24 protein-coding genes and 1 tRNA gene are annotated in these 21,818 nt (G+C 59.6%); 14 read left to right on the top strand and 11 right to left on the bottom strand.

Features of this window, described 5'->3' with window-relative positions:
- Positions 1 to 9 precede the first annotated feature (9 nt).
- The 5 genes from QDT79_RS09830 to QDT79_RS09810 are packed head-to-tail and all read left to right on the top strand — an operon-like array spanning position 10 to position 4,574.
- A complete protein-coding gene (locus tag QDT79_RS09830; RefSeq protein ID WP_063991077.1) occupies positions 10 to 1,335 on the top strand; it encodes an LLM class flavin-dependent oxidoreductase in 1,326 nt (441 codons plus the stop codon).
- A gap of 26 nt (positions 1,336 to 1,361) precedes the next feature.
- Positions 1,362 to 2,282, top strand: a complete 921-nt coding sequence (locus tag QDT79_RS09825) for an ABC transporter substrate-binding protein (RefSeq protein ID WP_063991076.1) — start codon at positions 1,362 to 1,364, stop codon at positions 2,280 to 2,282.
- Between the two features lie 9 nt (positions 2,283 to 2,291).
- Positions 2,292 to 2,819: a GNAT family N-acetyltransferase gene (locus QDT79_RS09820; protein ID WP_107227266.1), complete on the top strand. Its 528-nt coding sequence runs from the start codon at positions 2,292 to 2,294 to the stop codon at positions 2,817 to 2,819.
- A gap of 30 nt (positions 2,820 to 2,849) precedes the next feature.
- Positions 2,850 to 3,737, top strand: a complete 888-nt coding sequence (locus QDT79_RS09815; RefSeq protein WP_063991074.1) for an amino acid ABC transporter permease — start codon at positions 2,850 to 2,852, stop codon at positions 3,735 to 3,737.
- 9 nt (positions 3,738 to 3,746) lie between these two features.
- Positions 3,747 to 4,574 (top strand): amino acid ABC transporter ATP-binding protein, encoded by an 828-nt coding sequence (locus QDT79_RS09810; protein ID WP_015376924.1) that lies wholly within the window; start codon positions 3,747 to 3,749, stop codon positions 4,572 to 4,574.
- Positions 4,575 to 4,610: 36 nt separating this feature from the next.
- Here QDT79_RS09810 and QDT79_RS09805 read toward each other — a convergent pair whose 3' ends face one another.
- Positions 4,611 to 5,120: a VOC family protein gene (locus QDT79_RS09805; protein WP_038877409.1), complete on the bottom strand. Its 510-nt coding sequence runs from the start codon at positions 5,118 to 5,120 to the stop codon at positions 4,611 to 4,613.
- Between the two features lie 166 nt (positions 5,121 to 5,286).
- On the opposite strand from QDT79_RS09805, the gene QDT79_RS09800 reads away from it, so the two are divergent.
- Both QDT79_RS09800 and QDT79_RS09795 read left to right on the top strand, forming a co-directional pair.
- Positions 5,287 to 5,766: a cold-shock protein gene (locus tag QDT79_RS09800; protein ID WP_004940042.1), complete on the top strand. Its 480-nt coding sequence runs from the start codon at positions 5,287 to 5,289 to the stop codon at positions 5,764 to 5,766.
- 81 nt (positions 5,767 to 5,847) lie between these two features.
- Positions 5,848 to 6,009: a YnfU family zinc-binding protein gene (locus tag QDT79_RS09795; RefSeq protein WP_216637450.1), complete on the top strand. Its 162-nt coding sequence runs from the start codon at positions 5,848 to 5,850 to the stop codon at positions 6,007 to 6,009.
- A 6-nt stretch (positions 6,010 to 6,015) separates the two neighbouring features.
- Here QDT79_RS09795 and QDT79_RS09790 read toward each other — a convergent pair whose 3' ends face one another.
- From QDT79_RS09790 to QDT79_RS09780, 3 genes are all read right to left on the bottom strand, one after another.
- Positions 6,016 to 7,464 (bottom strand): GGDEF domain-containing protein, encoded by a 1,449-nt coding sequence (locus QDT79_RS09790; RefSeq protein WP_063991178.1) that lies wholly within the window; start codon positions 7,462 to 7,464, stop codon positions 6,016 to 6,018.
- A 629-nt stretch (positions 7,465 to 8,093) separates the two neighbouring features.
- Positions 8,094 to 8,645: a flavodoxin family protein gene (locus QDT79_RS09785; RefSeq protein WP_004940045.1), complete on the bottom strand. Its 552-nt coding sequence runs from the start codon at positions 8,643 to 8,645 to the stop codon at positions 8,094 to 8,096.
- 118 nt (positions 8,646 to 8,763) lie between these two features.
- On the bottom strand, positions 8,764 to 9,669 hold the full coding sequence (locus QDT79_RS09780) for a LysR family transcriptional regulator (RefSeq protein WP_063991072.1): 906 nt from the start codon (positions 9,667 to 9,669) through the stop codon (positions 8,764 to 8,766).
- 97 nt (positions 9,670 to 9,766) lie between these two features.
- On the opposite strand from QDT79_RS09780, the gene QDT79_RS09775 reads away from it, so the two are divergent.
- Entirely contained in the window at positions 9,767 to 10,831 is a 1,065-nt protein-coding gene (locus QDT79_RS09775; protein WP_308316444.1) for an aldo/keto reductase, read from the top strand.
- A 180-nt stretch (positions 10,832 to 11,011) separates the two neighbouring features.
- Here the strand turns inward: QDT79_RS09775 and QDT79_RS09770 are convergent, their stop codons facing one another.
- The 5 genes from QDT79_RS09770 to QDT79_RS09750 form a co-directional block, all read right to left on the bottom strand.
- Entirely contained in the window at positions 11,012 to 12,544 is a 1,533-nt protein-coding gene (locus QDT79_RS09770) for a glycosyltransferase family 39 protein (RefSeq protein ID WP_308316443.1), read from the bottom strand.
- A gap of 125 nt (positions 12,545 to 12,669) precedes the next feature.
- Positions 12,670 to 12,813, bottom strand: a complete 144-nt coding sequence (locus tag QDT79_RS09765) for a hypothetical protein (protein WP_162846218.1) — start codon at positions 12,811 to 12,813, stop codon at positions 12,670 to 12,672.
- Positions 12,814 to 12,921: 108 nt separating this feature from the next.
- On the bottom strand, positions 12,922 to 13,248 hold the full coding sequence (locus tag QDT79_RS09760) for a gamma-glutamylcyclotransferase family protein (RefSeq protein WP_063991069.1): 327 nt from the start codon (positions 13,246 to 13,248) through the stop codon (positions 12,922 to 12,924).
- Between the two features lie 131 nt (positions 13,249 to 13,379).
- Positions 13,380 to 13,456: transfer RNA gene (locus tag QDT79_RS09755), tRNA-Arg, on the bottom strand.
- 413 nt (positions 13,457 to 13,869) lie between these two features.
- Complete coding sequence (locus tag QDT79_RS09750; RefSeq protein WP_074181293.1) at positions 13,870 to 14,079, bottom strand: hypothetical protein; 210 nt, start codon at positions 14,077 to 14,079, stop codon at positions 13,870 to 13,872.
- Between the two features lie 205 nt (positions 14,080 to 14,284).
- Here QDT79_RS09750 and folD point away from each other — a divergent pair, with 205 nt between their 5' ends.
- Together folD and ybcJ are read left to right on the top strand one after the other, a co-directional pair.
- Positions 14,285 to 15,151 (top strand): bifunctional methylenetetrahydrofolate dehydrogenase/methenyltetrahydrofolate cyclohydrolase FolD, encoded by an 867-nt coding sequence (gene folD, locus QDT79_RS09745; protein ID WP_004940177.1) that lies wholly within the window; start codon positions 14,285 to 14,287, stop codon positions 15,149 to 15,151.
- A gap of 10 nt (positions 15,152 to 15,161) precedes the next feature.
- Positions 15,162 to 15,374, top strand: a complete 213-nt coding sequence (gene ybcJ / locus QDT79_RS09740) for a ribosome-associated protein YbcJ (RefSeq protein ID WP_055312584.1) — start codon at positions 15,162 to 15,164, stop codon at positions 15,372 to 15,374.
- 61 nt (positions 15,375 to 15,435) lie between these two features.
- Here the strand turns inward: ybcJ and cysS are convergent, their stop codons facing one another.
- Complete coding sequence (gene cysS / locus QDT79_RS09735; RefSeq protein ID WP_308316442.1) at positions 15,436 to 16,821, bottom strand: cysteine--tRNA ligase; 1,386 nt, start codon at positions 16,819 to 16,821, stop codon at positions 15,436 to 15,438.
- Between the two features lie 309 nt (positions 16,822 to 17,130).
- On the opposite strand from cysS, the gene ppiB reads away from it, so the two are divergent.
- The 4 genes from ppiB (at position 17,131) to purK (ending at position 20,096) form a co-directional block, all read left to right on the top strand.
- Positions 17,131 to 17,625: a peptidylprolyl isomerase B gene (gene ppiB, locus QDT79_RS09730; protein WP_004940183.1), complete on the top strand. Its 495-nt coding sequence runs from the start codon at positions 17,131 to 17,133 to the stop codon at positions 17,623 to 17,625.
- 10 nt (positions 17,626 to 17,635) lie between these two features.
- Positions 17,636 to 18,358, top strand: a complete 723-nt coding sequence (locus tag QDT79_RS09725; RefSeq protein WP_063991023.1) for a UDP-2,3-diacylglucosamine diphosphatase — start codon at positions 17,636 to 17,638, stop codon at positions 18,356 to 18,358.
- Between the two features lie 149 nt (positions 18,359 to 18,507).
- Entirely contained in the window at positions 18,508 to 19,032 is a 525-nt protein-coding gene (purE, locus tag QDT79_RS09720) for a 5-(carboxyamino)imidazole ribonucleotide mutase (protein ID WP_033653219.1), read from the top strand.
- Positions 19,029 to 20,096, top strand: coding sequence for a 5-(carboxyamino)imidazole ribonucleotide synthase (gene purK / locus QDT79_RS09715; RefSeq protein ID WP_063991022.1), 1,068 nt, complete (start codon positions 19,029 to 19,031; stop codon positions 20,094 to 20,096). Before purE ends, purK begins: the two co-directional genes overlap by 4 nt.
- Positions 20,097 to 20,160: 64 nt before the next feature.
- On the opposite strand, the gene QDT79_RS09710 is transcribed toward purK, so the two are convergent.
- Positions 20,161 to 21,567 carry a sugar porter family MFS transporter gene (locus QDT79_RS09710; protein ID WP_033642138.1) on the bottom strand — a complete coding sequence of 469 codons (1,407 nt, stop codon included), beginning with the start codon at positions 21,565 to 21,567 and terminating at the stop codon, positions 20,161 to 20,163.
- Positions 21,568 to 21,818: the final 251 nt, after the last annotated feature.

The following is a 21,818-nucleotide window of genomic DNA, read 5'->3' as shown; positions in this document are numbered from 1 at the left end:
ATAATCACGATGAGCGACAACGCGAATAATCAACGGCAATTGCGCCTGGGCGCCATTCTGCATGGCGCATCGGGAAATATGTCCGCCTGGCGCCATCCGGACGCCACCGCCGACGCCAGCATTAACCTCGAATTTAATATCGCCTCGGCGAAAAAAGCCGAACAGGGGAAATTCGATTTCGTCTTCGTCGCCGATGGGTTATATATCAACGAAAAATCCATTCCGCATTTTCTTAATCGTTTCGAACCGCTCACCCTGCTGGCCGCGCTGTCCGCCGCCACCGATAAAATCGGCCTGGTGGGCACCCTCTCCACCTCCTATAGCGATCCGTTCACCGTCGCCCGCCAGTTCGCCAGCCTCGATCACCTGAGCAACGGCCGCGCCGGCTGGAACGTGGTGACGTCGCCGCTGGAAGGCTCGGCCAAAAACTTCTCGCGCACAGAACACCCGGAACACAGCCTGCGTTACCGTATCGCCGGCGAATTTCTCGACGTCGCCAAAGGGCTGTGGGATTCCTGGGAAGACGACGCTTTCGTGCGTAATAAGGCCAGCGGCGAATTCTTCCGCACCGGCAAACTGCACACACTCAATCACCAGGGGGAATTCTTCTCGGTGCAGGGGCCGCTGAACATCGGCCGCACGCCGCAGGGGCGCCCGATCCTGTTCCAGGCCGGCGCCTCAGAAGACGGCAAGCATCTGGCGGCCCAACACGCCGATGCGATCTTCACCCATCACGACACGCTTGAGCAGGCACAGGATTTCTATCAGGACGTGAAGCGGCAGCTGGTGGAACAGGGGCGCGAACCGGACGACCTGCGCATCTTCCAGGGCGTCAGCGTGATCGTCGGCGACGACGACGCGGACGTCGAGCGCCAGTACCAGGAGACCGCCCGCCTGGTCAGCATCGAGAATGCCCTCAACTACCTCGGCCGCTACTTCGAGCATTACGACTTCGCCCGTCATCCGCTGGACGCGCCCTTCCCGGACATCGGCGATCTGGGGCAAAACAGCTTCCGCAGCACCACCGACGCCATCAAGCGCAGCGCCCGCGAGCGTAATCTCACGCTGCGCCAGGTAGCGCTGGAGGCCGCCTCGCCGCGCCCGGTGTTCAGCGGCACGCCGGAAGCGGTGGCGGACGGTCTGCAACGCTGGTTCGACGGCAAAGCCGCCGACGGTTTCATCATCAGCGGCGGTACGCCCAACGCCTTCGGCCACTTCGTCGATCGGGTGGTGCCCGTCCTGCAACAACGTGGCCTGTTCCGCCAGGCGTACCACGGCGACACGCTGCGCGAACACCTGGGCCTGAAGCGCCCGTTGAACAGATTCACCCAATAATAAGATCGCTTTCAGGGATACCCGCTATGCAGAAAACCGTTACCGCCGCCCTCGTGGCGGCCTTGCTGAGCCTGACCGGCGCCGCGCAGGCGGGCACCGGCATCGATTTACAGGCCAATGAAATCCCGATCCACGCGCCGAAAAATCCGCAGGCGATCGCCAAACTGCCGGCCGATTTCCACTTCGTGAAGCCGGGCCAATTCACCGTCGCGATCGCCGCGCTCAACACGCCGCCGCTGGCGCTGTTCGCTGCCGACAACCGGCGGCTGATCGGCAGCGAAGTGGATATCGCGCAGCTGGTGGCCGACAGCCTGGGCCTAACGCTTAACGTGGTGCAAACCTCGTGGGAAGACTGGCCGCTCGGGGTGGTTTCCGGCAAGTATGATGCGGCCATCACCAACGTCACCGTGACCAAAGAGCGCAAAACCCGCTTCGACTTCGCCACCTACCGCATCGACTCGCTCGGCTTTTACGTCAAAACCGGCGGCAAGATCGCGACGATCAAACAGCCTGCCGATATCGCCGGATTAAAAATTATCGTCGGCTCCGGCACCAATCAGGAAGCCATCTTGCTGGCGTGGGACAAGCAGAATCAGCAGCAGGGGCTCAAACCCTTCCAGCCGATCTACGTGACCGACGATGCGGCCGCCACGCTGGCGATCCAGTCTGGTCGGGCCGACGCCTACTTCGGGCCGAACGTGCTGGGCGCCTATAAGGCGGCGCTGAACGGCCGCACCCGGCTGGCGGGCACGGTGGAAGGCGGTTGGCCCAAGGCGGCGCACATCGCCGTCACCACCCGTAAAGGCAACGGGCTGGTGCAGGCGGTGAACGAAGCGCTGAACGGCGCGATCCGCGGCGGGCAGTACGATCGGGTGCTCAACCGCTGGGGCGAGAGCGTCGAACGCCTTGCGCAGTCGGAAATCAACCCGCCCGGCCTGGGCGATTAGGAGCGCGCGATGACGCAAGACACCTTCATTCAAACGCTGCCGACCGATCCGCTGATCGCCCCGGTGATCGAGGGGCTGTTCGGCGAATATCGCCAGCGTTACGGCGACTATTTTGGTGACCAGGAACCGGAAGCGCTGGATCTGTACGCGCCGCCGCAAGGGGCCTTCATCGTGCTGTTGCGCGCCGGCACGCCGATCGCCATGGGCGCCTTCAAACGCTATGACGCACAAACCGCCGAGCTGAAGCGCATCTGGACGCGGGGCGATCTGCGGCGCCAGGGCCTGGCGCAGCGGGTGTTACAGCAGCTCGAAACGCTGGCGCTGGCGCAGGGATATCGCCGGCTCTATCTGACCACCGGTTTTCGCCAGCCCGAAGCGGTGGGCCTGTATCTGCGCAACGGGTATCAGCCGCAGTTCGATCCCACCGTCGACAGCGAGGTTTACAGCCGCCCGCCCTACGATGGCCGCCTGCCGTTCCGCAAAAGCCTGATTGCAGAGGACGCGTGTTGTTGCGCGTCGGAAAGGAAAATCGCCTAAGGCCCCTTTATCTGTATCAGGAGACATAAAATGTCCAAACAAGACGTCTTGAAAGTGGTGCCCGCCCGCTATCCGCTGCGGCTGATCGGCGCGCTGTTTTCGCTGTTTATTCTGGCCGCCATCGTGCAATCGGTGGCGGGCAACGCGCGCTGGGAGTGGGGCGTGTTCGCCGAATGGTTCTTCGCGCCGGCGGTGCTGGCGGGGCTGGGGCAAACCCTGCTGCTGACGCTGCTCGGCACGTTGTTCAGCATCCTGTTCGGCACCCTGCTGGCGCTGGCGCGGCTGTCGCGCTCTTACCTGTTGGCGTCGCTGGCCTGGGGTTATATCTGGCTGTTTCGCTCACTGCCGCTGATTCTGGTGCTGATCATCCTGTACAACTTTTCCTACCTGTACGAGGCCATCTCGCTGGGCATTCCCTTCACTTCCGTGGTGTTCGCCAGCTACCCGACCATCGACATTCTCGGCCAGTTCGCCGTGGCGGTGCTGGGCCTGACGCTGGTGCAGTCCGCCTACACCGCCGAGATCATCCGCGGCGGCATCCTGGGTGTGGATTACGGCCAGCACGAAGCGGCGGCGGCGCTGGGCCTGCCGGGCTATCGCCGCACCTTCCGCATCATTCTGCCGCAGGCGCTGCGCTCCATTATTCCGACCGGCTTCAACGAGATCATCAGCCTGGCGAAAGGCACCTCAATCGTTTACGTGCTGGCGCTGCCGGAGCTGTTTTACACCATTCAGGTGATCTATAACCGCACCCAGCAGGTGATACCGCTGCTGATGGTCGCCACCGTCTGGTATCTGTTCATCACCACCGCACTGTCGGTGATCCAATACTACATCGAGCGCTATTTCGCCCGAGGCGCAGTGCGCGAACTGCCGCCGACGCCCTGGCAGAAACTGGCCGGCTGGCTAAAACGTTAGGAGACCCACATGTCTGAAGCCATTGATTATTATGCCTTGCCCGAGCAGCCGGCGCGCAATCTCACCCCGGTGCCGGCACGCGGCCTGATCGAAATCAGCAACGTCAGCAAGTTCTTCGGCAAACACAAAGCGTTGGACGACGTTAGCCTGACGCTGCAGCCGGGTACCGTGACCGTGATCCTCGGCCCTTCTGGTTCCGGCAAGTCGACGCTGCTGCGGGCGATCAACCACCTAGAGCGCGTCGATGAGGGGTTTATCCGCATCGACGGCGACTACGTCGGCTATCGCCGCAAGGGCAACCGGCTGTATGAGCTGAAGGAAAAGGCCATCCTTCGGCAACGCATCAACGTCGGCTATGTGTTCCAGAATTTCAACCTGTTCCCGCACCTGACGGTGCTGGAAAACATCATCGAAGCGCCGGTGGTGCACAAGATCCACTCCCGCGAACGGGCAAAAGCGGTCGCCTATGAGCTGTTGGACACCGTCGGGCTGCGCCACAAGGCGGACGCCTACCCGCGCCACCTCTCCGGCGGCCAACAGCAGCGCATCGCCATTGCGCGCGCATTGGCGCTGAACCCGAAGGTGATCCTGTTCGATGAACCCACCTCCGCGCTCGATCCTGAGCTGGTCGGCGAAGTGCTGGACGTGATAAAGGGGTTGGCGGATCTGGGCGTCACGCTGGTGGTGGTTACCCATGAAATCGGCTTTGCGCGCGAAGCGGCGGATCGGGTGGTGTTTATGGTCGACGGGCAGATTGTCGAGCAGGGCGATGCCAGGCAAGTGCTGGCTCAGCCGCAGCATCCGCGCACCGTCAACTTCCTCAACAAAGTGCTGTGATCGTCGGGGCGCCGCGGCGCCCCGTACCCGAGCCGCTTACCGGCCGGCGAAACGCCGCTTTTCGGCGGCGAAATCCAGTGGGCGGATCCCCTGCTGGTTTTTGTCCTCGTCGGTCAGCAGCGCCGGCGGAATAAACCAGGTCACCTCGAACAGCAGCCCGTCCGGATCGTGACCATAAATGCTCTTGTGCACGCCGTGATCCTCTTCCAGCCCGAGAATGCCGCGTTCGGCCAACTGGTGACGAATGCGCTCCAGCTCCTCCAGGCTGTCCACTTCCCAGGCCAGATGGTACAACCCAGCCGGTGGCTCATGCTCCGCCGGCGGCTCGTTGTTGGCGCGAAAGACCCCGGCGCGCTGCTGGCCCAGGTTCTTGCTGAACAGCGCCAAATCGTGATCGTTGTCCGAATCGGCGGCCTGGGTAAACACCGCCCGATCGGGGCTGTCGGACGGCTTGAGCTTAAACCCCAACACCTGATGATAAAAGTCGGCGCTCTGCCGCACGTCGCTGACATACAGCACGGCGTGATTGAGACGTTTGATGCCCATCGATATTCCTTTTTCGCATTGAATGAAGTCAGCATGAACATAGCATGTGGGGGGAAAGCCGCTAAATGCCGTTATCGCATGACTAAATGCCGCCCGCGCAATCTGTCGCTGCAAGGCATTCCGCGCTATCATAAGCGCTGTATAGAACCCTTTTGTGAGAATAGCGATGAACGGCAAGATAACGACTTTTTTTGAAGACAAAGGCTTCGGCTTTATTACCGACGAGAACGGAGAAAATCGTTATTTTCACGTGATTAAAGTGCAAAACCCGGAGCTGATTAAGAAAAACGCAGCGGTGACCTTCGAACCGACCAACAACACCAAAGGCCCGTCGGCTTATGCGGTCAAAGTATTGGCGCCCAGCAAATACATCATCATCGCCAATGAAAGAATCAAGATCACCAGCATCAAGTCTTTCAATACTTTCACCAAGGAAGTGCCGGTCAAAGCCGACGTGGATAAAGAGAACACCGTGCTGTCGGTCGGCCTGCTGATGAACCGCATTCGCCCGCAGTCAGAAGACCAGGCGCAGGCCATGCAAACGCTGCGCATGCTGACCATCACCACCTTCCAGAACACCACCCATACCTTCTCCGAGCACGAGATCGATATGGATGAGACCATCAAGGCGCTGAAGAGCCTGTAAGCAGCGATGTGCAGAAAATAACCAACGTAATTTATCGTCTCCTGTGTTAGCGTGAGTTTTCACCTGGCACAGGCTATCGATATGTCCGATTCCCACAGCGTCAAAGGTTTTACCAACCGTTCCACCAACATCGTCTGCCCTAAATGCGGCTATGTTACCCGGCAAAAATGCGCGGCGATGCTGCAAGACGTAATACTGATTTGCCCTAATTGCGAGACCCGATTCGAACCCAGACAGGGCTGAAAACGCTTAGCGAAACAGGATATGCTCGACGCTGTTGCCGCTCACCACATTGAACGACTCCACCCGATTACGCCCCTGCGATTTGGCGCGATACAGCGCGATATCCGCCATATTCATCAACTGCTCCAGCGATTTGACCTCGTTCATCGCCAGGCTGGCGACGCCGACGCTGATGGTGATTTTCAGCGTCTGTTTGCCCTCCGCCTGCAGCTGCGCCTGCTCCACCAGCCGGCGCAGATGCTCCCCCAGCGCCACGCCCTGCGCCGCCAGCGCGCGCGGCAGCATGATGGCGAACTCTTCCCCGCCCAGGCGGCCGAACAGCTGATCGTGGCGCAGCTCGCGCCGCACGATGTGCGCGAACGACGCCAAAACCTGATCGCCGGCGCTGTGGCCGTGCGTATCGTTGATCTGCTTGAAATGATCGATGTCGATCAGCAGGAGCGACACCGCCTCTTTCGAGCGGTGCTTGTGCTCCAGCAGCTCGCCCGCTTTGCGCGTCATCGCGCTGCGCGCCAGCACCCCGGTCAGAAAATCGTGGTTGGCGCTGTGCTCCAGACGCCGCATCAGCTTGCGATTGGCGGCGATAGAGCTGGCGAGGATCAGCGGCCCCATCACCAGCATGGCGATGCCCAAGCGGGCGGACATCAGCGTGTCGAGGAAGGCGTTGTGGTTGTTCGGCGTTTCGTACAGCACCAGGTTGGCGGAAATGCTGCTGATTTCGGTCATGCCGGTCAACAGCGTCAGCAACGTCACGGGGAACAGCGGGTAGCGCACCGCGCACCACAGCAGCGCCGGGATCGGGAAGGCGATGGCGCCCGGCCCGCCGATATAGACGCTGAACACCAGCGACAGCAGCAGCGCCAGCAGCGGCAGGCAGCCTTTCAAACGCCAACGCACCTGCATGCGCAACAGCTGCTTCAGCCGCGGCGCCGCCATCAGCACCGGCAACAGCAGCAAGGTCGTCGAGAACTGCTCGCTGAACCAGGCCAGCCAGGCAACCACCACCGTGTTGTTGTACAGGCTGTCGTTGCGCAGCACCGACAGCGTCGACGCCACCGCCGCACCGGCCAGACTGGCGCTGAACATATAGAGTATCGCCTGGGGTTTACCCATGCGCCGTTGAGACTGGGGCAGCATCAGCATGATACCGTAACCGACGGCGATCAGCGACATGTTGCAGGCGTTCAGCCACAGCGCCAGGGACCAGCCTTCGCCGGTGCTGAGATCGGCGGCGACCATGCCCAGATAGGTGGTAAGCCAGCCGAGCGGCGTGGCATAAACGGGTTTGCGCAGCAGCAGGCCGAGCAGAATCGCATTCACCGGCCAAAATAAGGAAAGCGAGCCAATCGGTCGGCTAAGAATACCCACCAGAGAAAGTAAAAAAGCCAGCATGAAAAGATTGATCAGCTGAACCGTTAGCGGCAGGCCATGCCTGGCGTTTATTCTGGCGTTCATCGCCTCGCCCATATTTTGCTAATAACCAGAATAATAATATGCATACTCTCTCGCCCGGCCAGTGAGGGATAGTCAATTCGAATTTCAACCAAAAAAGCCAGACAAATCAATAATAAAAATCGTTAACATTTAATTAACAGACTTTTCTTAGCCTGATGCGACCGCGGCGGTCTCACCCGCATAGCGTCAGCAAATAATGCCGACTCTGCTGTCAGCATAGCGCATAGCGTAATAGGCCGCCGACGGCGTTAATTACATTAATAATTTTGTGGTTATTGGTCGTTGAATGATGTTTGAATAACTGCGCGATTATTTTCCTGCAACTGGGCCGCCCGTGCAATAACAACCCAAAAAAAGCCCGCATAGCGCGGGCTTGCCTGAACAACAGCAAATCGACAGTTACAACACGGCCATGCATTGCATGCCCGTGCTGCCGCGCAGTATAGCGGTGAAAGCTTAAGCAGACCTTAGCAACAAAAAACCCGGCCTAGGAACCGGGAATATTTGTACGAAATGCAGTGTTAGCCCAAGCAGGCTAATAACATTTCGCAGCTTACACGCCAATTGTGCAGAGAAAATGAACGCGGCGTCCGTTCAACCGCACCGCCGCTCTCTCTGCACGGAAGGCCTTACGCCAGTTTGGCGGCAAAGCCCGCTACGCGCTGGCCATAGAGCTTGGCGGTCGCCAGATCGCCCGACAACATCTCATCCACGCCGGCATCCGCCGGGGTCTGCACCAGCAGCCCCACCGAACCGCCCAGGTTATTGACGTCGGTGCGCTGCGCCGATTTGGTGTTGGCCGGCAGCAGCCCCAGGCTGACCCACAGGCCACCATGTTGCGAAGCCAGCGTCTGCAGCGCGATCAGCGTCACCTGCTTGTCGCCGTTCAGGCTGGCGCTGTTGGTAAAGCCGCCGAACACTTTGTCCTGCCACTTGCGGCCGAACCAGGCCTTGGAGCTCGCGTCGGCGAACTTCTTGAACTGCCACGACGGGCCCCCCATATAGGTTGGCGAACCAAAGATGATGGCGTCCGCCTCATCCAGCGTCTGCCAGGCTTCGTCGCTGATATCACCGTTCTGATCGATGGCGATCAGTTCCGCCCCGGCACCTTCCGCTACCACTTTCGCCAAACGCTCGGTATGGCCGTAGCCGGAATGAAACACCACTACTGTCTTCGCCATAGAAATTCTCCACTCATTGCACAAAGGCACCGACGGCACCCCTCTCGCGTTCAATCTAATCAAGCGCGCAGCGGCTGAATACCGAATAAAACTGACGGTGTTATTCAAAAAAATCGCGTTACACGCCCTGCTCTGCCGGTTGACGAGCAAAGTCGATAAAAGCGCGCAGCGGGCGCGGCATTTGGCGATTTGCCGGATAGTACAGATAGAAACCGGGGAACGGCGGCGTCCAGGCATCGAGCAGCGGCAACAACCGGCCATCGGCCATACCGGCGGCAACCTGTTGCTCAAACAGGTAGGCAATGCCAGCCCCATCCATCGCAGCCCGCACCAAGACTTCCGGCTCATCGACTATCACCGGCCCTTCCACGGCGATCTCCTGCTTTTCACCGTCGCGCTCAAATTCCCAGCGATACAAACTGCCGTTGGTCGGCCAGCGGTAATTCAAACAGCGATGTCGATGCAGGTCGCTCGGTGTTAACGGCCGGCCGTGACGCGCCAAGTACGCCGGCGAAGCGACGACGCGCATCCGCACCTCCCCGCCCAGTTTGACCGCCACCATATCTTTCGCCAGTTTCTCGTGCAGCCGCACGCCGGCGTCAAAACCGCCGGCAACGATATCCACCAGCCGCTCCTCAACATTAAGATCGAGCGTAATATCGGGGTATTGATGATGAAACGGCGCGATCAAGGGCGCCAGAAAATGCAACGCCGCCACGCGAGTTACGTTAAGCCGCAAAAGACCTGAGGGGTTCTGGCGTTGCTCTACCGCCTGCGCCACCGCCGCGTCGATCTCGGCCATCGCGGGCGTCAGGCGCGCCAACATCAGTCTTCCGGCTTCAGTCGGCGCCACGCTGCGAGTGGTGCGATTCAGTAAACGCACGCCCAGACGCGCCTCCAGGTTGCGCAGCGTTTGGCTGAGCGCCGAAGCGGACACGCCCAAATGTGCGGCGGCACGGGCGAAACCGCCGTGCTCAACAATCGCGGCAAAGGCGCGCAACTCGGCGAAATCACTGCCCCTCATTATGCTCTCTCTCCTTAATAATTCATGAAGATTATAGCGCATTCCTTAAACAACCTGCGGGCGCTATCGTAGACGCTACCTACACGGGAGAATGCCTATGAACACCTCACTATCGCTGGATCACTATCGTTTATTGGGCCGTTCCGGCCTGCGCGTTTCACCGCTGGCACTGGGCACCATGACCTTCGGCGCCGACTGGGGTTGGGGTGCCGAACAGGCCGAGGCTCGGCGCCTGTTTGACGTTTATGTCGAACGCGGCGGCAACTTTATCGATACCGCCAACCGCTATACCGAGGGCAGCGCCGAACGTTTCGTGGGGGAATTCGCCACCGGGCGCCGCGATCGGCTGGTGATCGCCACCAAATACACCCTGCCGATGCAGCCGGACGATCCCAATTCCGGCGGCAACCATCGCAAAAGCATGCTGCGATCGGTTGAAGAAAGCCTGCAACGGCTCAATACCGACTACATCGACCTGCTCTATCTGCACGCCTGGGATTTCACCACCCCGGTGGAAGAGGTCATGCGCGCCCTGGACGACCTGGTGCGCGCCGGGAAAGTGCTGTATGTGGCGGTGTCCGATCTCCCCGCCTGGCAGGCGTCCAGAATGCAAATGCTGGCGGACCTGCGCGGCTGGTCACCGCTGATCGCCCTGCAAATCGAGTACAGCCTGCTGGAACGCACCGTCGAACGCGAACTGCTGCCGATGGCGCAAGAATTGGGGTTAGGCGTGATCCCCTGGTCGCCGCTGGCCGGCGGCGTATTAAGCGGCAAATACCGGCGACAGGATCTGCAACCGTCGCCGGATGAAGCGCGCACTCGGCGCGAAGCCGTGCGCGCCAAGGGGACATTGAACGCACGCAATCTCGGTATCGCCGACGCCGTCAACCAGATAGCTCACGAGACCGGGTATACCCCATCACAAATCGCGCTGGCCTGGACTCTGCGTCACCCGACGGTTACCGCGCCGATTGTCGGCGCCCGTACCCTGTCGCAATTGGAAGATAACCTCGGTGCATTGAAGGTGGCGCTGGCGGAAGATCATTGGCGACGGTTGGACGATCTCAGCGCCATCGAGCTGGGATTCCCGCACGATTTTCTCGCCCTGCCGGTCACCCGCAACATCATGACCGGCGGCGTGCATCTCGCCCGGCGCAGATAAAAAAAATCCCGCACAAGGCGGGATAAACTTAACAGGGATGGGGTAATACACTACAGGGAATGGATAACACACAACATCATCGGGTAGAGCTACAGTACCAATCCCAATGTATAGAACTGTCATCCCCGCGTAAGTTTGCTCGGCCAGATGTAACGCCGAATGGGAAATATGACATTTTTCTCAACGCACCACGAACAGGCGTGACTCAAAACCGCCGCTTTTGAAGGTGCTGGTATTGACCCATCCCGGCGGCGAACGGCCGAAGTCCTGATTGAAATCGCCGCCGCTGACCAGCCAGACCCGGCGATGGCCTTTCGATAAAACGCTGAGCTTATCGACGTAGGTCTGCGCCGCCCGGTCATGGAAGAAAGTGCCGAAACCATAGGCATTGGGCTTGCCCGAAATGCCGTTGGGCCTGGCCGGGGTATACAGCAGAGCGCGATAGCCCTTCTTGTTGTAATACACATAGCTGAGGTAGTTGAACATATTGCTGACCACCACCGCATCGTTGGGCTGATAGTGGCTGTTGATGTAGTGCACCATCGCCTTGAACTCATCTTTCTCGACCGGGTAATCGTTACGCACGCCGCAGCCGAACAGCAAACTGAAGAACAACAGCAAAGAGATCCCCCGCACCCGGCTTTTCGTTCCTGCGATCAGCACGCCCAACACCAACGGAATGCCGAGCGCAGCCGAGTAGAGATAGCGATCGACAAACAGCGGCGAACGCCAGGAAATGGCGAATACCAACGTCACCGGGATCAGAATGCCGCCGAGCAGCAGCAGCGAGAATGTTCTCGGCGTCTCCCGCCGCCACAGTAGCAATGAACATAGGGCGATAAACATCGCCGGCAGCAGCCAGAGAATGACCGTCGGATAATTGCTGCCATCATGACCGGTGAGAAAACGCCAATACATCGCCGGCAGATCGCCCCAGGAAACCTGAGGGATCCAACCGACGTCGCCGCCGACCCGCAGCTCGGCGATATGCGCCAGCAGATTGAACAGCACCAGCAGCCAGGGAATGTAGGCCACCCCGATCGCCACATTGGCCAGCCACCACGCCGGCTGCTTGATGTAACGTACGCCTTCGCGGCGGCACGACAGCGCCAGCAGCACCAGCCAGTGAGCGATCAGCGTAAAAATCGTGAAGTAGTGGGTATAAAAGCTCAGCGTCATCAATAACGCATACAGCGCCAGGTAACGGTGGTTATCCGGCGTTTTCAGCCACTTCGCCAACGCCATGGCGGCGGCGATCGCCAGCATCCCCATCAGCGCGTACATGCGCGCCTCCTGGCTGTAACGCACCGCCATCGGCATGATTGCCATCAGCCACCCCGCTATCAGCGCCGCCCGCTCATTGGCCAACCAACGGGTAAAGCGCATCGCCAGCGCCACCGTCATTACGCCGAACACCAAGCTCAGCGAGCGGGCCGCCATGATGCCGTCGCCAAACAGCGCCATCCAGCCATGCAGCAACAGGTAATAAAGCGGCGGGTGAACATCGAAAGAAGCGTGGTACAGCAAAGCGCCCACGTCATAGCGGCTGGTCAGTACGCTGGAGGCTTCATCGCACCAAAAATACCGATCTGATAAGGAAATAAATCGCACGATCGCCGAAAACGCCACGATCGCCAACGCGAAATGTTTGTAACCGATGCCCTTTAAGCCGTTGTTGCTCAAAGAAACATTCGATACCTGCTGCAGTGACATAACGGCATTCCGCCCAAGAGAACCACACCGTGTGGAGACGCAGCGTCATCATTGCCGACGGCGGGTAAATGGCGGGTAAATCAGTGCGAAAAAGTCGGTGCAATCACCGCGGCGCCGCGTGGCTCTCAGCGGATTTCAACGGTGATATCCGGGTAAGCTTTCTCGCCATCGCTGAGGTAATGCCCCAGCGCCCGGTAAGCCATGACGTACAGCACGGCGGCGGCGCACAGGCACAGCAAGGTCACGAGCAGGAATCTGGATTTGCGCACGATAGGCTCCACGGGGAAATTTTCGCCTATTGTAGCGCGGCAAAATAAACGAAAGTTCAATTGCCGGCGGGTCAAGCACCTCGCACCCACTCGGCGAGGCGGTTCGTATCATTTCTTCAACATGTAGATAAACGAATCGACGGTTTCGCCGCCGGCGGTGGTGACGCTGACCGCCACCCGCGCATAACCCTCGCCTTCGAACGCATCGAGAGTCGGCCAGTGATTGACGAGATTAGCTGAACGGAACAGAAAACCGTTCACCCGATTGCCGCTGTTATCCAGCACGATGCCCGGGTAGCCCATCTCGGCGCCCCAGCCTTGGTTAAGCAGCGATCCGCCGACGCTGCCTTCTTCCCAGCTGCCGCCGATGGCTTCCATGATGTGCGCGTTGGGTCTGCCCGGCCCCAGGGTGCCGTATACGAATAAGCTTTGCATTTTTCACTCTGCCACTGTCTTAAATTTAGCGAACGAACATAGCATGGCGCTCAATGGCGAGCCAACGGGAGTATGGATTACACAGTCGAATTTTCAAGGGAAAAAGTAGGGGGAAGAACATCAGGGAGTAATGGCACGCCCTATAGGATTCGAACCTATGACCTACGGCTTAGAAGGCCGTTGCTCTATCCAACTGAGCTAAGGGCGCATTGAGATGCGGCAACCTGCGGCTGCGGGTTGGGATTATACGGTCAGAGGTTAGCGAGTCAATGCCTTTTCATGACGTTACGGCGGCGGCCGTGCTTTATGGCGTTTTTTCCGCCAGCGCCCGCGCGGCGAGGGTTCCCGTCAACCGGTCGCCACGATGCTGAACCAGACCGACGCCTACGTAAATCGGCGCGCGTTCAGACCACTGCCGCACGTCGCCCCGCCACCGGCAAAGGTGAGCTGACTGCACCACCGCGGCGATGTTACCCCAATCCGCAAGCTCAACCCCCCGTGCGTTGCAGGTCGTCGCCATCCTTTCCCCCAGTGTAGCGTCAGGGCGTGCGCTGTTTAAAGAAGCCTGGCTCCACGGCGCCCAAACCAACAATAGCGTGCAGCCTACCCAGGCGCAGCCCTTCATGCGCACAGCCTCCGCCACAGCGCGCTCAAGCGCGCCCGCCACGACGGCGCTCCTTCATGCTTACCGAGCTGATGCAGCGCGGTGAGTTGCGCGCTGTCCGCCGGATGCAGCGAAGAATCGAACACCGTTTCTCCCACATGTTTAGGCTCCACCGGTTGCTCGCCAGGCTGGTGATGCAACGGATAAAGCCGGGTTATCGCTCTCATGATCCTGCCCTCTTTCGCCCTGTGTATGGCCCCAGCGTATGCAAATGCAGGTAAAAATGGCGTAGAGGATCCTGAGGCGGGCATAAAAAAAGCGTAAATCGCCGCCGGCAACGGTCGCGAGGGTGATTCTGCGCCTGACAGCGCGCTCAGCTTCTGCCAGAATAGCGGCATCCCCGCTTTTCTTAATTGATGGATTTCCACACTGATGTCAGCAAAGATTATTGATGGTAAAACGATTGCGCAGCAGGTTAGAAACGAAGTGGCTGAGCAAGTGAAACAACGTCTGGCGGCCGGCAAACGCGCCCCAGGGCTGGCGGTTGTGCTGGTCGGCGAGAACCCGGCTTCGCAAATTTACGTCGCCAGCAAGCGCCGCGCCTGCGATGAAGTCGGCTTCCTTTCCCGCTCCTACGACCTGCCCGCTGCCACCAGTGAAGCCGAGCTGCTGGCGTTGATCGACCAGCTGAACGCCGATGAGGAAATCGACGGCATTCTGGTGCAGCTGCCGCTGCCGGCCGGCATCGATAACGTCAAGGTGCTGGAACGCATCCACCCGGACAAAGACGTCGACGGCTTCCACCCATACAACGTCGGCCGCCTGTGCCAGCGCGCCCCTAAGCTGCGCCCGTGCACGCCGCGCGGCATCGTCACCCTGCTGGAGCGTTATAACATCGATACCTACGGCCTGAACGCCGTGGTGGTCGGCGCGTCCAACATCGTCGGCCGCCCGATGAGCATGGAGCTGCTGCTGGCCGGCTGCACCACCACCGTCACCCACCGCTTCACCAAGAATCTGCGTCATCACGTCGAGAACGCCGATCTGCTGGTGGTGGCGGTCGGTAAGCCGGGCTTCATTCCGGGCGACTGGATCAAACCGGGCGCCATCGTGGTGGACGTCGGCATCAACCGCTTGGAAAGCGGTAAAGTGGTGGGCGACGTCGATTTCGACGCCGCCAGCGAGCGCGCCGCCTACATCACCCCGGTGCCGGGTGGCGTTGGCCCGATGACCGTTGCTACACTGATCCAAAATACCTTGCAGGCCTGCGAGGAATATCACGACGTTCAACCTAAATAAGTAAGGCAGTATGGAAATTTTCAATCTGGACAATCATCCCCACGTCGAACTGTGCGATCTGCTGAAGTTCCAGGGCTGGTGTGAAAGCGGCGGCGGCGCCAAAGAAGTCATCGCCGAAGGGCGGGTGAAAGTCGACGGCAAGGTCGAAACCCGTAAGCGCTGCAAGATCGTCGCCGATCAGGTAGTGGAGTTCAACGGCGGCAAGGTCGTGGTTAAACCCTAACCCGCAGCCATAGAAAAAGGCGCTGAATTCAGCGCCTTTTTTGTTTTTCCCTGCGGCCGGATTACTTGCGGCGCCAGGTGGTGCCCTGTGGGCCGTCTTCCAGCACGATATTCATCTCGTTCAACCGATCGCGAGCGGCATCCGCCAGCGCCCAATCCTTCGCGGCGCGCGCTTCGTTACGCTGTTTGATCAGCGCTTCGATCTCCGCCACTTCGCCGTCGTCAACCTGAGCGCCCCCTTGCAGGAACTGCTCTGGCTCCTGCTGCAGCAGGCCGAGCACGTTCGCCAGCTTGCGCAGTTCCGCCGCCATGCCGTTGGCCGCCACCATGTCTTCACCCTTGAGGCGGTTAACCTCGCGCGCCAGATCGAACAGCGCCGAATAGGCTTCCGGGGTGTTGAAGTCGTCGTCCATCGCTTCGCGGAAGCGGGCTTCGAACGCTTCGCCGCCGGCCGGCGCGGCGTCGGCATCGGTGCCGCGCAGCGCGGTATAGAGGCGCTCCAGCGCGGTGCGCGCCTGCTTGAGGTTCTCTTCGCTGTAGTTCAGCTGGCTGCGATAGTGGCCGGACATCAGGAAGTAACGCACCGTCTCCGCATCATAATGGCCGAGCACGTCGCGAATGGTGAAGAAGTTATCCAGCGATTTGGACATCTTCTCTTTGTCGATCATCACCATGCCGGAGTGCATCCAGTAATTGACGTACGGACCGTCGTGGGCGCAGCTCGACTGCGCGATCTCGTTCTCGTGGTGCGGGAACATCAGATCGGAACCGCCGCCGTGGATGTCGAAGTGGGTGCCCAGCTGCTTGCAGTTCATGGCGGAGCATTCGATATGCCAGCCCGGACGGCCCGGCCCCCACGGCGACTGCCAGCTCGGCTCACCCGGCTTGGACATCTTCCACAGCACGAAGTCCATCGGGTTGCGCTTCACGTCGTCGATCTCTACGCGCGCGCCGGCCTGCAGCTGATCCAGATCCTGGCGCGACAGCAGCCCGTATTGCGGATCGCTGTCGATGGAGAACATCACGTCGCCGTTGCTGGCCACGTAGGCGTGATCGCGATCGATCAGGCGCTGGGTGATCTCGATGATCTCGGCGATATGCTGGGTCGCACGCGGCTCTTGATCCGGGCGATCGATCAGCAGCGCGTCGAAGTCGGCGTGCATTTCCGCCAGCATACGTTCGGTCAGCTGGTCGCAAGTCTCATGATTTTCCGCTGCACGGCGGATGATTTTGTCGTCCACGTCGGTGACATTGCGCACGTAGTTTAGCGAATAGCCGAGATAGCGCAGGTAACGCGCCACCACGTCGAAAGCGACAAAGGTACGACCGTGCCCGATGTGACACAGGTCATAGATGGTTACCCCGCACACGTACATGCCCACTTTCCCGGCATGAATGGGTTTGAATTCCTCTTTTTGACGACTCAGGGTATTAAAAATCTTTAGCATCGGGAGATTCCGTGGTGTGCGTGATAACAAAAAAGATAACCGGGCTTCAGGTTTTCCGCCCGGTAGCGTATTGAAACCTGAAGCCTGATCTATTGCAAGGTTAAGGCCATGCTTTGCTGACTTCACGCGAATAAAATGCACGAAATTCAGCGGCCGACGTAATTGTTATAATATAACAACTACGCGATTACCACAGACAGTGCGCGGTTGAGCCGCTGCTGACTCGCTGGGGCGGATATGTTATAAGGGCGGTCTGAATGTTCACTCGCTTTACGTGACGTCTCACTTCACCTTGTTAGGATTAAAACTATGGTTACTTTCCACACCAATCACGGCGATATCGTTATCAAGACCTTTGCTGACAAAGCGCCGGTTACCGTTGAAAACTTCCTGAACTACTGCCGCGCCGGTTTCTACGACAACACCATCTTCCACCGTGTGATCAACGGCTTCATGATCCAGGGCGGCGGTTTCGAGCCGGGCATGAACCAGAAAGCGACCAACGCGACCATCAAGAACGAAGCCAACAACGGTCTGAAAAACACCATCGGTACCCTGGCAATGGCGCGTACCAACGATCCGCACTCCGCCACCGCACAGTTCTTCATCAACGTGGCTGACAACGACTTCCTGAACTTCCGCGGCGAAAACGTGCAGGGCTGGGGCTACTGCGTGTTCGCTGAAGTGGTTGAAGGCATGGACGTGGTCAACAAGATCAAAGGCGTGAAAACCGGCCGCAGCGGCATGCACCAGGACGTACCGGTAGAAGACGTCGTGATCAACAGCGTGACCGTCAGCGAGTAATCGCGGCTGCATGAGTACGCTGTTCATCGCAGATCTGCACTTGTGCGCACAGGAACCGGCAATCACTGCCGGTTTTCTGCGTTTTTTACGGCGCGAAGCGGTGCACGCCGACGCGCTGTACATCCTTGGCGACCTGTTTGAAGCCTGGATCGGCGACGACGATCCCGAGCCGCTGCACGCGGAGATCGCCGCGGCGCTGAAAGCGCTGCAACAGGCCGGCGTGCCCTGCTACTTCATCCACGGCAACCGCGATTTTCTGCTCGGCAAGCGCTTCGCTCGCGCCAGCGGCATGCAGCTGCTGCCGGAAGAAAAAGTGCTGGAGCTGTACGGCCGCAGGATCCTGATCCTGCACGGCGACACCCTGTGCACCGACGATCAAGCCTATCAGCAATTCCGCCGTAAAGTGCACAACCCGCTGATTCAAAAACTGTTCCTCGCGCTGCCGCTGCGCTGGCGACTGAAGATCGCCGCCAACATGCGCGCCCGCAGCCAGCAATCCAACCAGGGCAAGTCGGACGCCATCATGGACGTCAACCCGCAGGCAGTCGAACAGACGATGCTGCACCACGACGTGCACTGGATGATCCACGGCCATACCCATCGCCCGGCGGTGCACCGGCTGGCGTTGAGCAACGGCGAAGCCCATCGCGCGGTGCTGGGCGCCTGGCACGTCGAAGGATCGATGATCAAAGTCAGCGCCGACGCCGTCGAGCTGATCCAATTCCCATTCTGAGCCCCGGGCTGGCGCGCGAGTGAAAATTCGCGCTTTCGGCGCTGAAAACCGGCGACGCAACCGTTTTCCTCGCCGTGCGCTCATGGTATGCTCTACGCCCTCATTCGGCCCTCAGCCGACGCCAGAAAAATCACAGGAGCCTTACACCCATGGGAGCCAACGCCGCTTCAGCCGCCACTACCGGGGCGAAAATCGCAATTGTAATGGGATCGAAAAGTGACTGGGCCACCATGCAGTTCGCCGCCGAAGTCCTGACCCAGCTCGATGTCCCCTTCCATGTCGAAGTCGTTTCCGCTCACCGCACGCCGGACAAGCTGTTCAGCTTCGCCGAGCAGGCTACCGCCAACGGTTTTGACGTGATCATCGCCGGCGCCGGCGGTGCGGCGCACCTGCCGGGCATGCTGGCGGCGAAAACCCTGGTGCCGGTGCTGGGCGTGCCGGTGCAAAGCGCCGCGCTGAGCGGCGTAGACAGCCTGTACTCCATCGTCCAGATGCCGCGCGGCATTCCGGTGGGCACGCTGGCGATCGGCAAAGCCGGCGCCGCCAACGCCGGGCTGCTGGCGATGCAGATCCTGGCGCTGCACGATGCCGCATTGGCACAACGTTTGGCGGACTGGCGTCAGGCACAGACCGAAGACGTCTTGAACCACCCCGATCCGCGGGAGGACGCATGAAGCCGGTTTGCGTACTGGGCAACGGCCAACTGGGGCGCATGCTGCGCCAGGCCGGCGAACCGCTGGGCATTGCCGTCTACCCTGTCGGCATCGATGCCGAGCCCGAGGCGGTGCCGTATCAGAACAGCGTCATTACCGCCGAGATCGAACGCTGGCCGGAAACCGCGCTGACGCGCGAGTTGGCGACCCACAGCGCCTTCGTCAACCGCGACATCTTTCCGCGTCTGGCGGATCGCCTGACGCAAAAACAGCTGCTCGACCAGCTCGGCCTGGCGACCGCGCCGTGGCAGCTGCTGGCGAGCGCCGCCGAATGGCCGCAGGTATTCGCTTCGCTGGGCGAGTTGGCGATCGTCAAACGCCGAGTCGGCGGCTATGACGGCCGCGGCCAATGGCGTTTGCGTCCGGGCCAGGAAGCCGAACTGCCGGCCGACGCCTATGGCGAGTGCATCGTCGAGCAAGGCATCAATTTCTCCGGCGAAGTATCGCTGGTGGGCGCACGCGGCCACGACGGCCGTTCGGTATTCTACCCGCTGACCCACAACCTGCATGAAGACGGCATCCTGCGCACCAGCGTGGCGCTGCCGCAGCCCAACGCGGCGCTGCAGCAACAGGCCGAGCAGATGCTGGCGGCGATCCTGAACGAGCTGAACTACGTCGGCGTAATGGCGATGGAGTGCTTTATCGTCGGCGATCGGCTTCTGATCAACGAACTGGCGCCGCGCGTGCACAACAGCGGCCACTGGACGCAAAACGGCGCGTCCATCAGCCAGTTCGAACTGCATCTGCGCGCCATCCTCGGCCTGCCGTTGCCGCAGCCGGTGGTGAGCACACCGTCGGTGATGGTCAACCTGATCGGCACCGCCGTCAACGAACAGTGGCTGTCGCTGCCGCTGGTGCATCTGCACTGGTATGAGAAAGAGGTGCGCCCGGGCCGCAAGGTCGGCCATCTCAATCTGAACGACCCGAGCGCCGCCGATCTGCGCCAGGCACTGCAGGCGCTGGCGCCGCTGCTGCCGGGCGAATACCAAAGCGGGCTGGCCTGGGCACAGCAGAAGCTGGCTTAACGGTTTACACCGCCGAAAAGAAGAAGGTTCAGCCCAGGCTGAACCTTTTTTATTGCCGCAAAGATCAACGTGAGCCGATGTTACGCAACGGTTTGCCGGCCATCAGATTGCGTTCAATGTGTTCCAGCGAAATATTTTTGGTTTCCGGGATTAGCGCCAGCGTGATGAAAACAAACAGCACGTTAAGCCCCGCGTAGACCCAAAAGGTGTGAGCGCTACCCAACGAATTCAGCATGGTCAGGAATGTCGCCCCCACGATCATATTGGCGATCCAGTTAGTGGCGGTGGAACAGGTGATGCCGAAATCGCGGCCTTTCAATGGCTGGATCTCTGAGCACAGCACCCAAATCAACGGGCCGGCGCTCATGGCAAAGCCGACGATAAACATCAGTAGCATGACGATGGCGAAATATTGCTCCGCCGCCGAGTTCATGCCGATGTTCATCATGGTTCCCAGCGCCCCCATGCCGACAGCCATCACGATAAACCCGAGGATCAGGGTGGGTTTGCGGCCCCAGCGATCGACCAGTCCAATAGCGATAAAGGTGGCCAGCACGTTGACCAAACCGACGATCACCGTGCCCCACATCTGCTGTTCCGTACTGGCGAAGCCCGCCAGACCGAAAATCTTCGGCGCGTAATACATGGTGACGTTCATCCCGGTGAACTGCTGCATCACCTGGAGAAGAATGCCAAGGAAAACCGCGCGGCGGAAATTTTTATTGCCTTTGAACAACGCCCAACCGCTTTGCTTCAGTTTGAGGCTTTCACGAATTTCATTCAGCTCATACTGCGCCTGGGCACTGCTGTCGCGCAGCTTCTCCAACACCTGACGCGCCTGCTCATGACGATTGCGCGAGGCCAACCACCGCGGGCTGTCAGGTAAAAAGAACACGCCGACCAACAACAGCCCCGCCGGGATGGTGATGACGCCCAACATCCAGCGCCAGGCACCGGTATAGCTGAACGCCGTATCAGACAGGTAAGCCGCCAAAATACCAATGGTGATCATCAATTGATACATCGAGATCATGCTGCCACGGATTTTTTCCGGCGCGATTTCAGAGAGATAAATCGGCGCAGTATAAGAAGCGATACCCACCGCCAATCCCAGCAGAATGCGTGAAACGATCAGGACCTCCACGTTGGGGGCGAACGCAGAACACAGCGATCCCGCCACGAACAGGATGGCGCCGATCATCAAACTGTATTTGCGCCCCAGCCGGAAGTTCATCCAACCGCTGCCGATGGCACCGACGGCGGCGCCAAACATCATTGAGCTGACCACCCACTCCTGCTGAGAGCTGGTGATCTGAAATGTGTCGGTAATAAACGGCAGAGCGCCGGCGATTACGCCGATATCCAGACCGAACAACAGGCCGGCCAACGCGGCTAAAAAACAGACGAAAAAAGTCATGCCGACATGGGTCGGGCTTTTCTCCGCCGGTGTAACTTTGACGGTATCGCTCATACAGCCTCCAGGAGAAAACGGTCATCAGTGTGCGACATGATAGGAGGCAATGCGTCGGAGATAAGTGAGTGCGATCACATTAGTGAAAACGATTACACCCTATTAAAAATGGATGCGCTGTTTTTTAAGGCGACAAAGTCACTTGATTTATGCATAAAACTCTAAATTAATGCATAAAACAGGCGAGACTGACCCGATACCCGTTGCACCGATGATTAACGGCAGCCGTATCGACATGACATAAATGTAAT

Origin of the sequence: Serratia marcescens (assembly GCF_029846115.1) — a bacterium.
GTDB classification, from domain to species: Bacteria; Pseudomonadota; Gammaproteobacteria; order Enterobacterales; family Enterobacteriaceae; genus Serratia; species Serratia marcescens_L.
The sequence above is the reverse complement of the archived record's forward strand: the minus strand, read 5'-3'. Positions and strand labels throughout refer to the sequence as shown.

Excerpts from the sequence above, each read along its gene's own strand:
- QDT79_RS09830 (WP_063991077.1), top strand. The coding sequence starts at position 10 with ATGAGCGACAACGCGAATAATCAACGGCAATTGCGCCTGGGCGCCATT.
- QDT79_RS09825 (WP_063991076.1), top strand. The coding sequence starts at position 1,362 with ATGCAGAAAACCGTTACCGCCGCCCTCGTGGCGGCCTTGCTGAGCCTG.
- QDT79_RS09820 (WP_107227266.1), top strand. The coding sequence starts at position 2,292 with ATGACGCAAGACACCTTCATTCAAACGCTGCCGACCGATCCGCTGATC.
- QDT79_RS09815 (WP_063991074.1), top strand. The coding sequence starts at position 2,850 with ATGTCCAAACAAGACGTCTTGAAAGTGGTGCCCGCCCGCTATCCGCTG.
- QDT79_RS09810 (WP_015376924.1), top strand. The coding sequence starts at position 3,747 with ATGTCTGAAGCCATTGATTATTATGCCTTGCCCGAGCAGCCGGCGCGC.
- QDT79_RS09805 (WP_038877409.1), bottom strand. The coding sequence starts at position 5,120 with ATGGGCATCAAACGTCTCAATCACGCCGTGCTGTATGTCAGCGACGTG.
- QDT79_RS09800 (WP_004940042.1), top strand. The coding sequence starts at position 5,287 with ATGAACGGCAAGATAACGACTTTTTTTGAAGACAAAGGCTTCGGCTTT.
- QDT79_RS09795 (WP_216637450.1), top strand. The coding sequence starts at position 5,848 with ATGTCCGATTCCCACAGCGTCAAAGGTTTTACCAACCGTTCCACCAAC.
- QDT79_RS09790 (WP_063991178.1), bottom strand. The coding sequence starts at position 7,464 with ATGAACGCCAGAATAAACGCCAGGCATGGCCTGCCGCTAACGGTTCAG.
- QDT79_RS09785 (WP_004940045.1), bottom strand. The coding sequence starts at position 8,645 with ATGGCGAAGACAGTAGTGGTGTTTCATTCCGGCTACGGCCATACCGAG.
- QDT79_RS09780 (WP_063991072.1), bottom strand. The coding sequence starts at position 9,669 with ATGAGGGGCAGTGATTTCGCCGAGTTGCGCGCCTTTGCCGCGATTGTT.
- QDT79_RS09775 (WP_308316444.1), top strand. The coding sequence starts at position 9,767 with ATGAACACCTCACTATCGCTGGATCACTATCGTTTATTGGGCCGTTCC.
- QDT79_RS09770 (WP_308316443.1), bottom strand. The coding sequence starts at position 12,544 with ATGTCACTGCAGCAGGTATCGAATGTTTCTTTGAGCAACAACGGCTTA.
- QDT79_RS09760 (WP_063991069.1), bottom strand. The coding sequence starts at position 13,248 with ATGCAAAGCTTATTCGTATACGGCACCCTGGGGCCGGGCAGACCCAAC.
- QDT79_RS09750 (WP_074181293.1), bottom strand. The coding sequence starts at position 14,079 with ATGAGAGCGATAACCCGGCTTTATCCGTTGCATCACCAGCCTGGCGAG.
- folD (WP_004940177.1), top strand. The coding sequence starts at position 14,285 with ATGTCAGCAAAGATTATTGATGGTAAAACGATTGCGCAGCAGGTTAGA.
- ybcJ (WP_055312584.1), top strand. The coding sequence starts at position 15,162 with ATGGAAATTTTCAATCTGGACAATCATCCCCACGTCGAACTGTGCGAT.
- cysS (WP_308316442.1), bottom strand. The coding sequence starts at position 16,821 with ATGCTAAAGATTTTTAATACCCTGAGTCGTCAAAAAGAGGAATTCAAA.
- ppiB (WP_004940183.1), top strand. The coding sequence starts at position 17,131 with ATGGTTACTTTCCACACCAATCACGGCGATATCGTTATCAAGACCTTT.
- QDT79_RS09725 (WP_063991023.1), top strand. The coding sequence starts at position 17,636 with ATGAGTACGCTGTTCATCGCAGATCTGCACTTGTGCGCACAGGAACCG.
- purE (WP_033653219.1), top strand. The coding sequence starts at position 18,508 with ATGGGAGCCAACGCCGCTTCAGCCGCCACTACCGGGGCGAAAATCGCA.
- purK (WP_063991022.1), top strand. The coding sequence starts at position 19,029 with ATGAAGCCGGTTTGCGTACTGGGCAACGGCCAACTGGGGCGCATGCTG.
- QDT79_RS09710 (WP_033642138.1), bottom strand. The coding sequence starts at position 21,567 with ATGAGCGATACCGTCAAAGTTACACCGGCGGAGAAAAGCCCGACCCAT.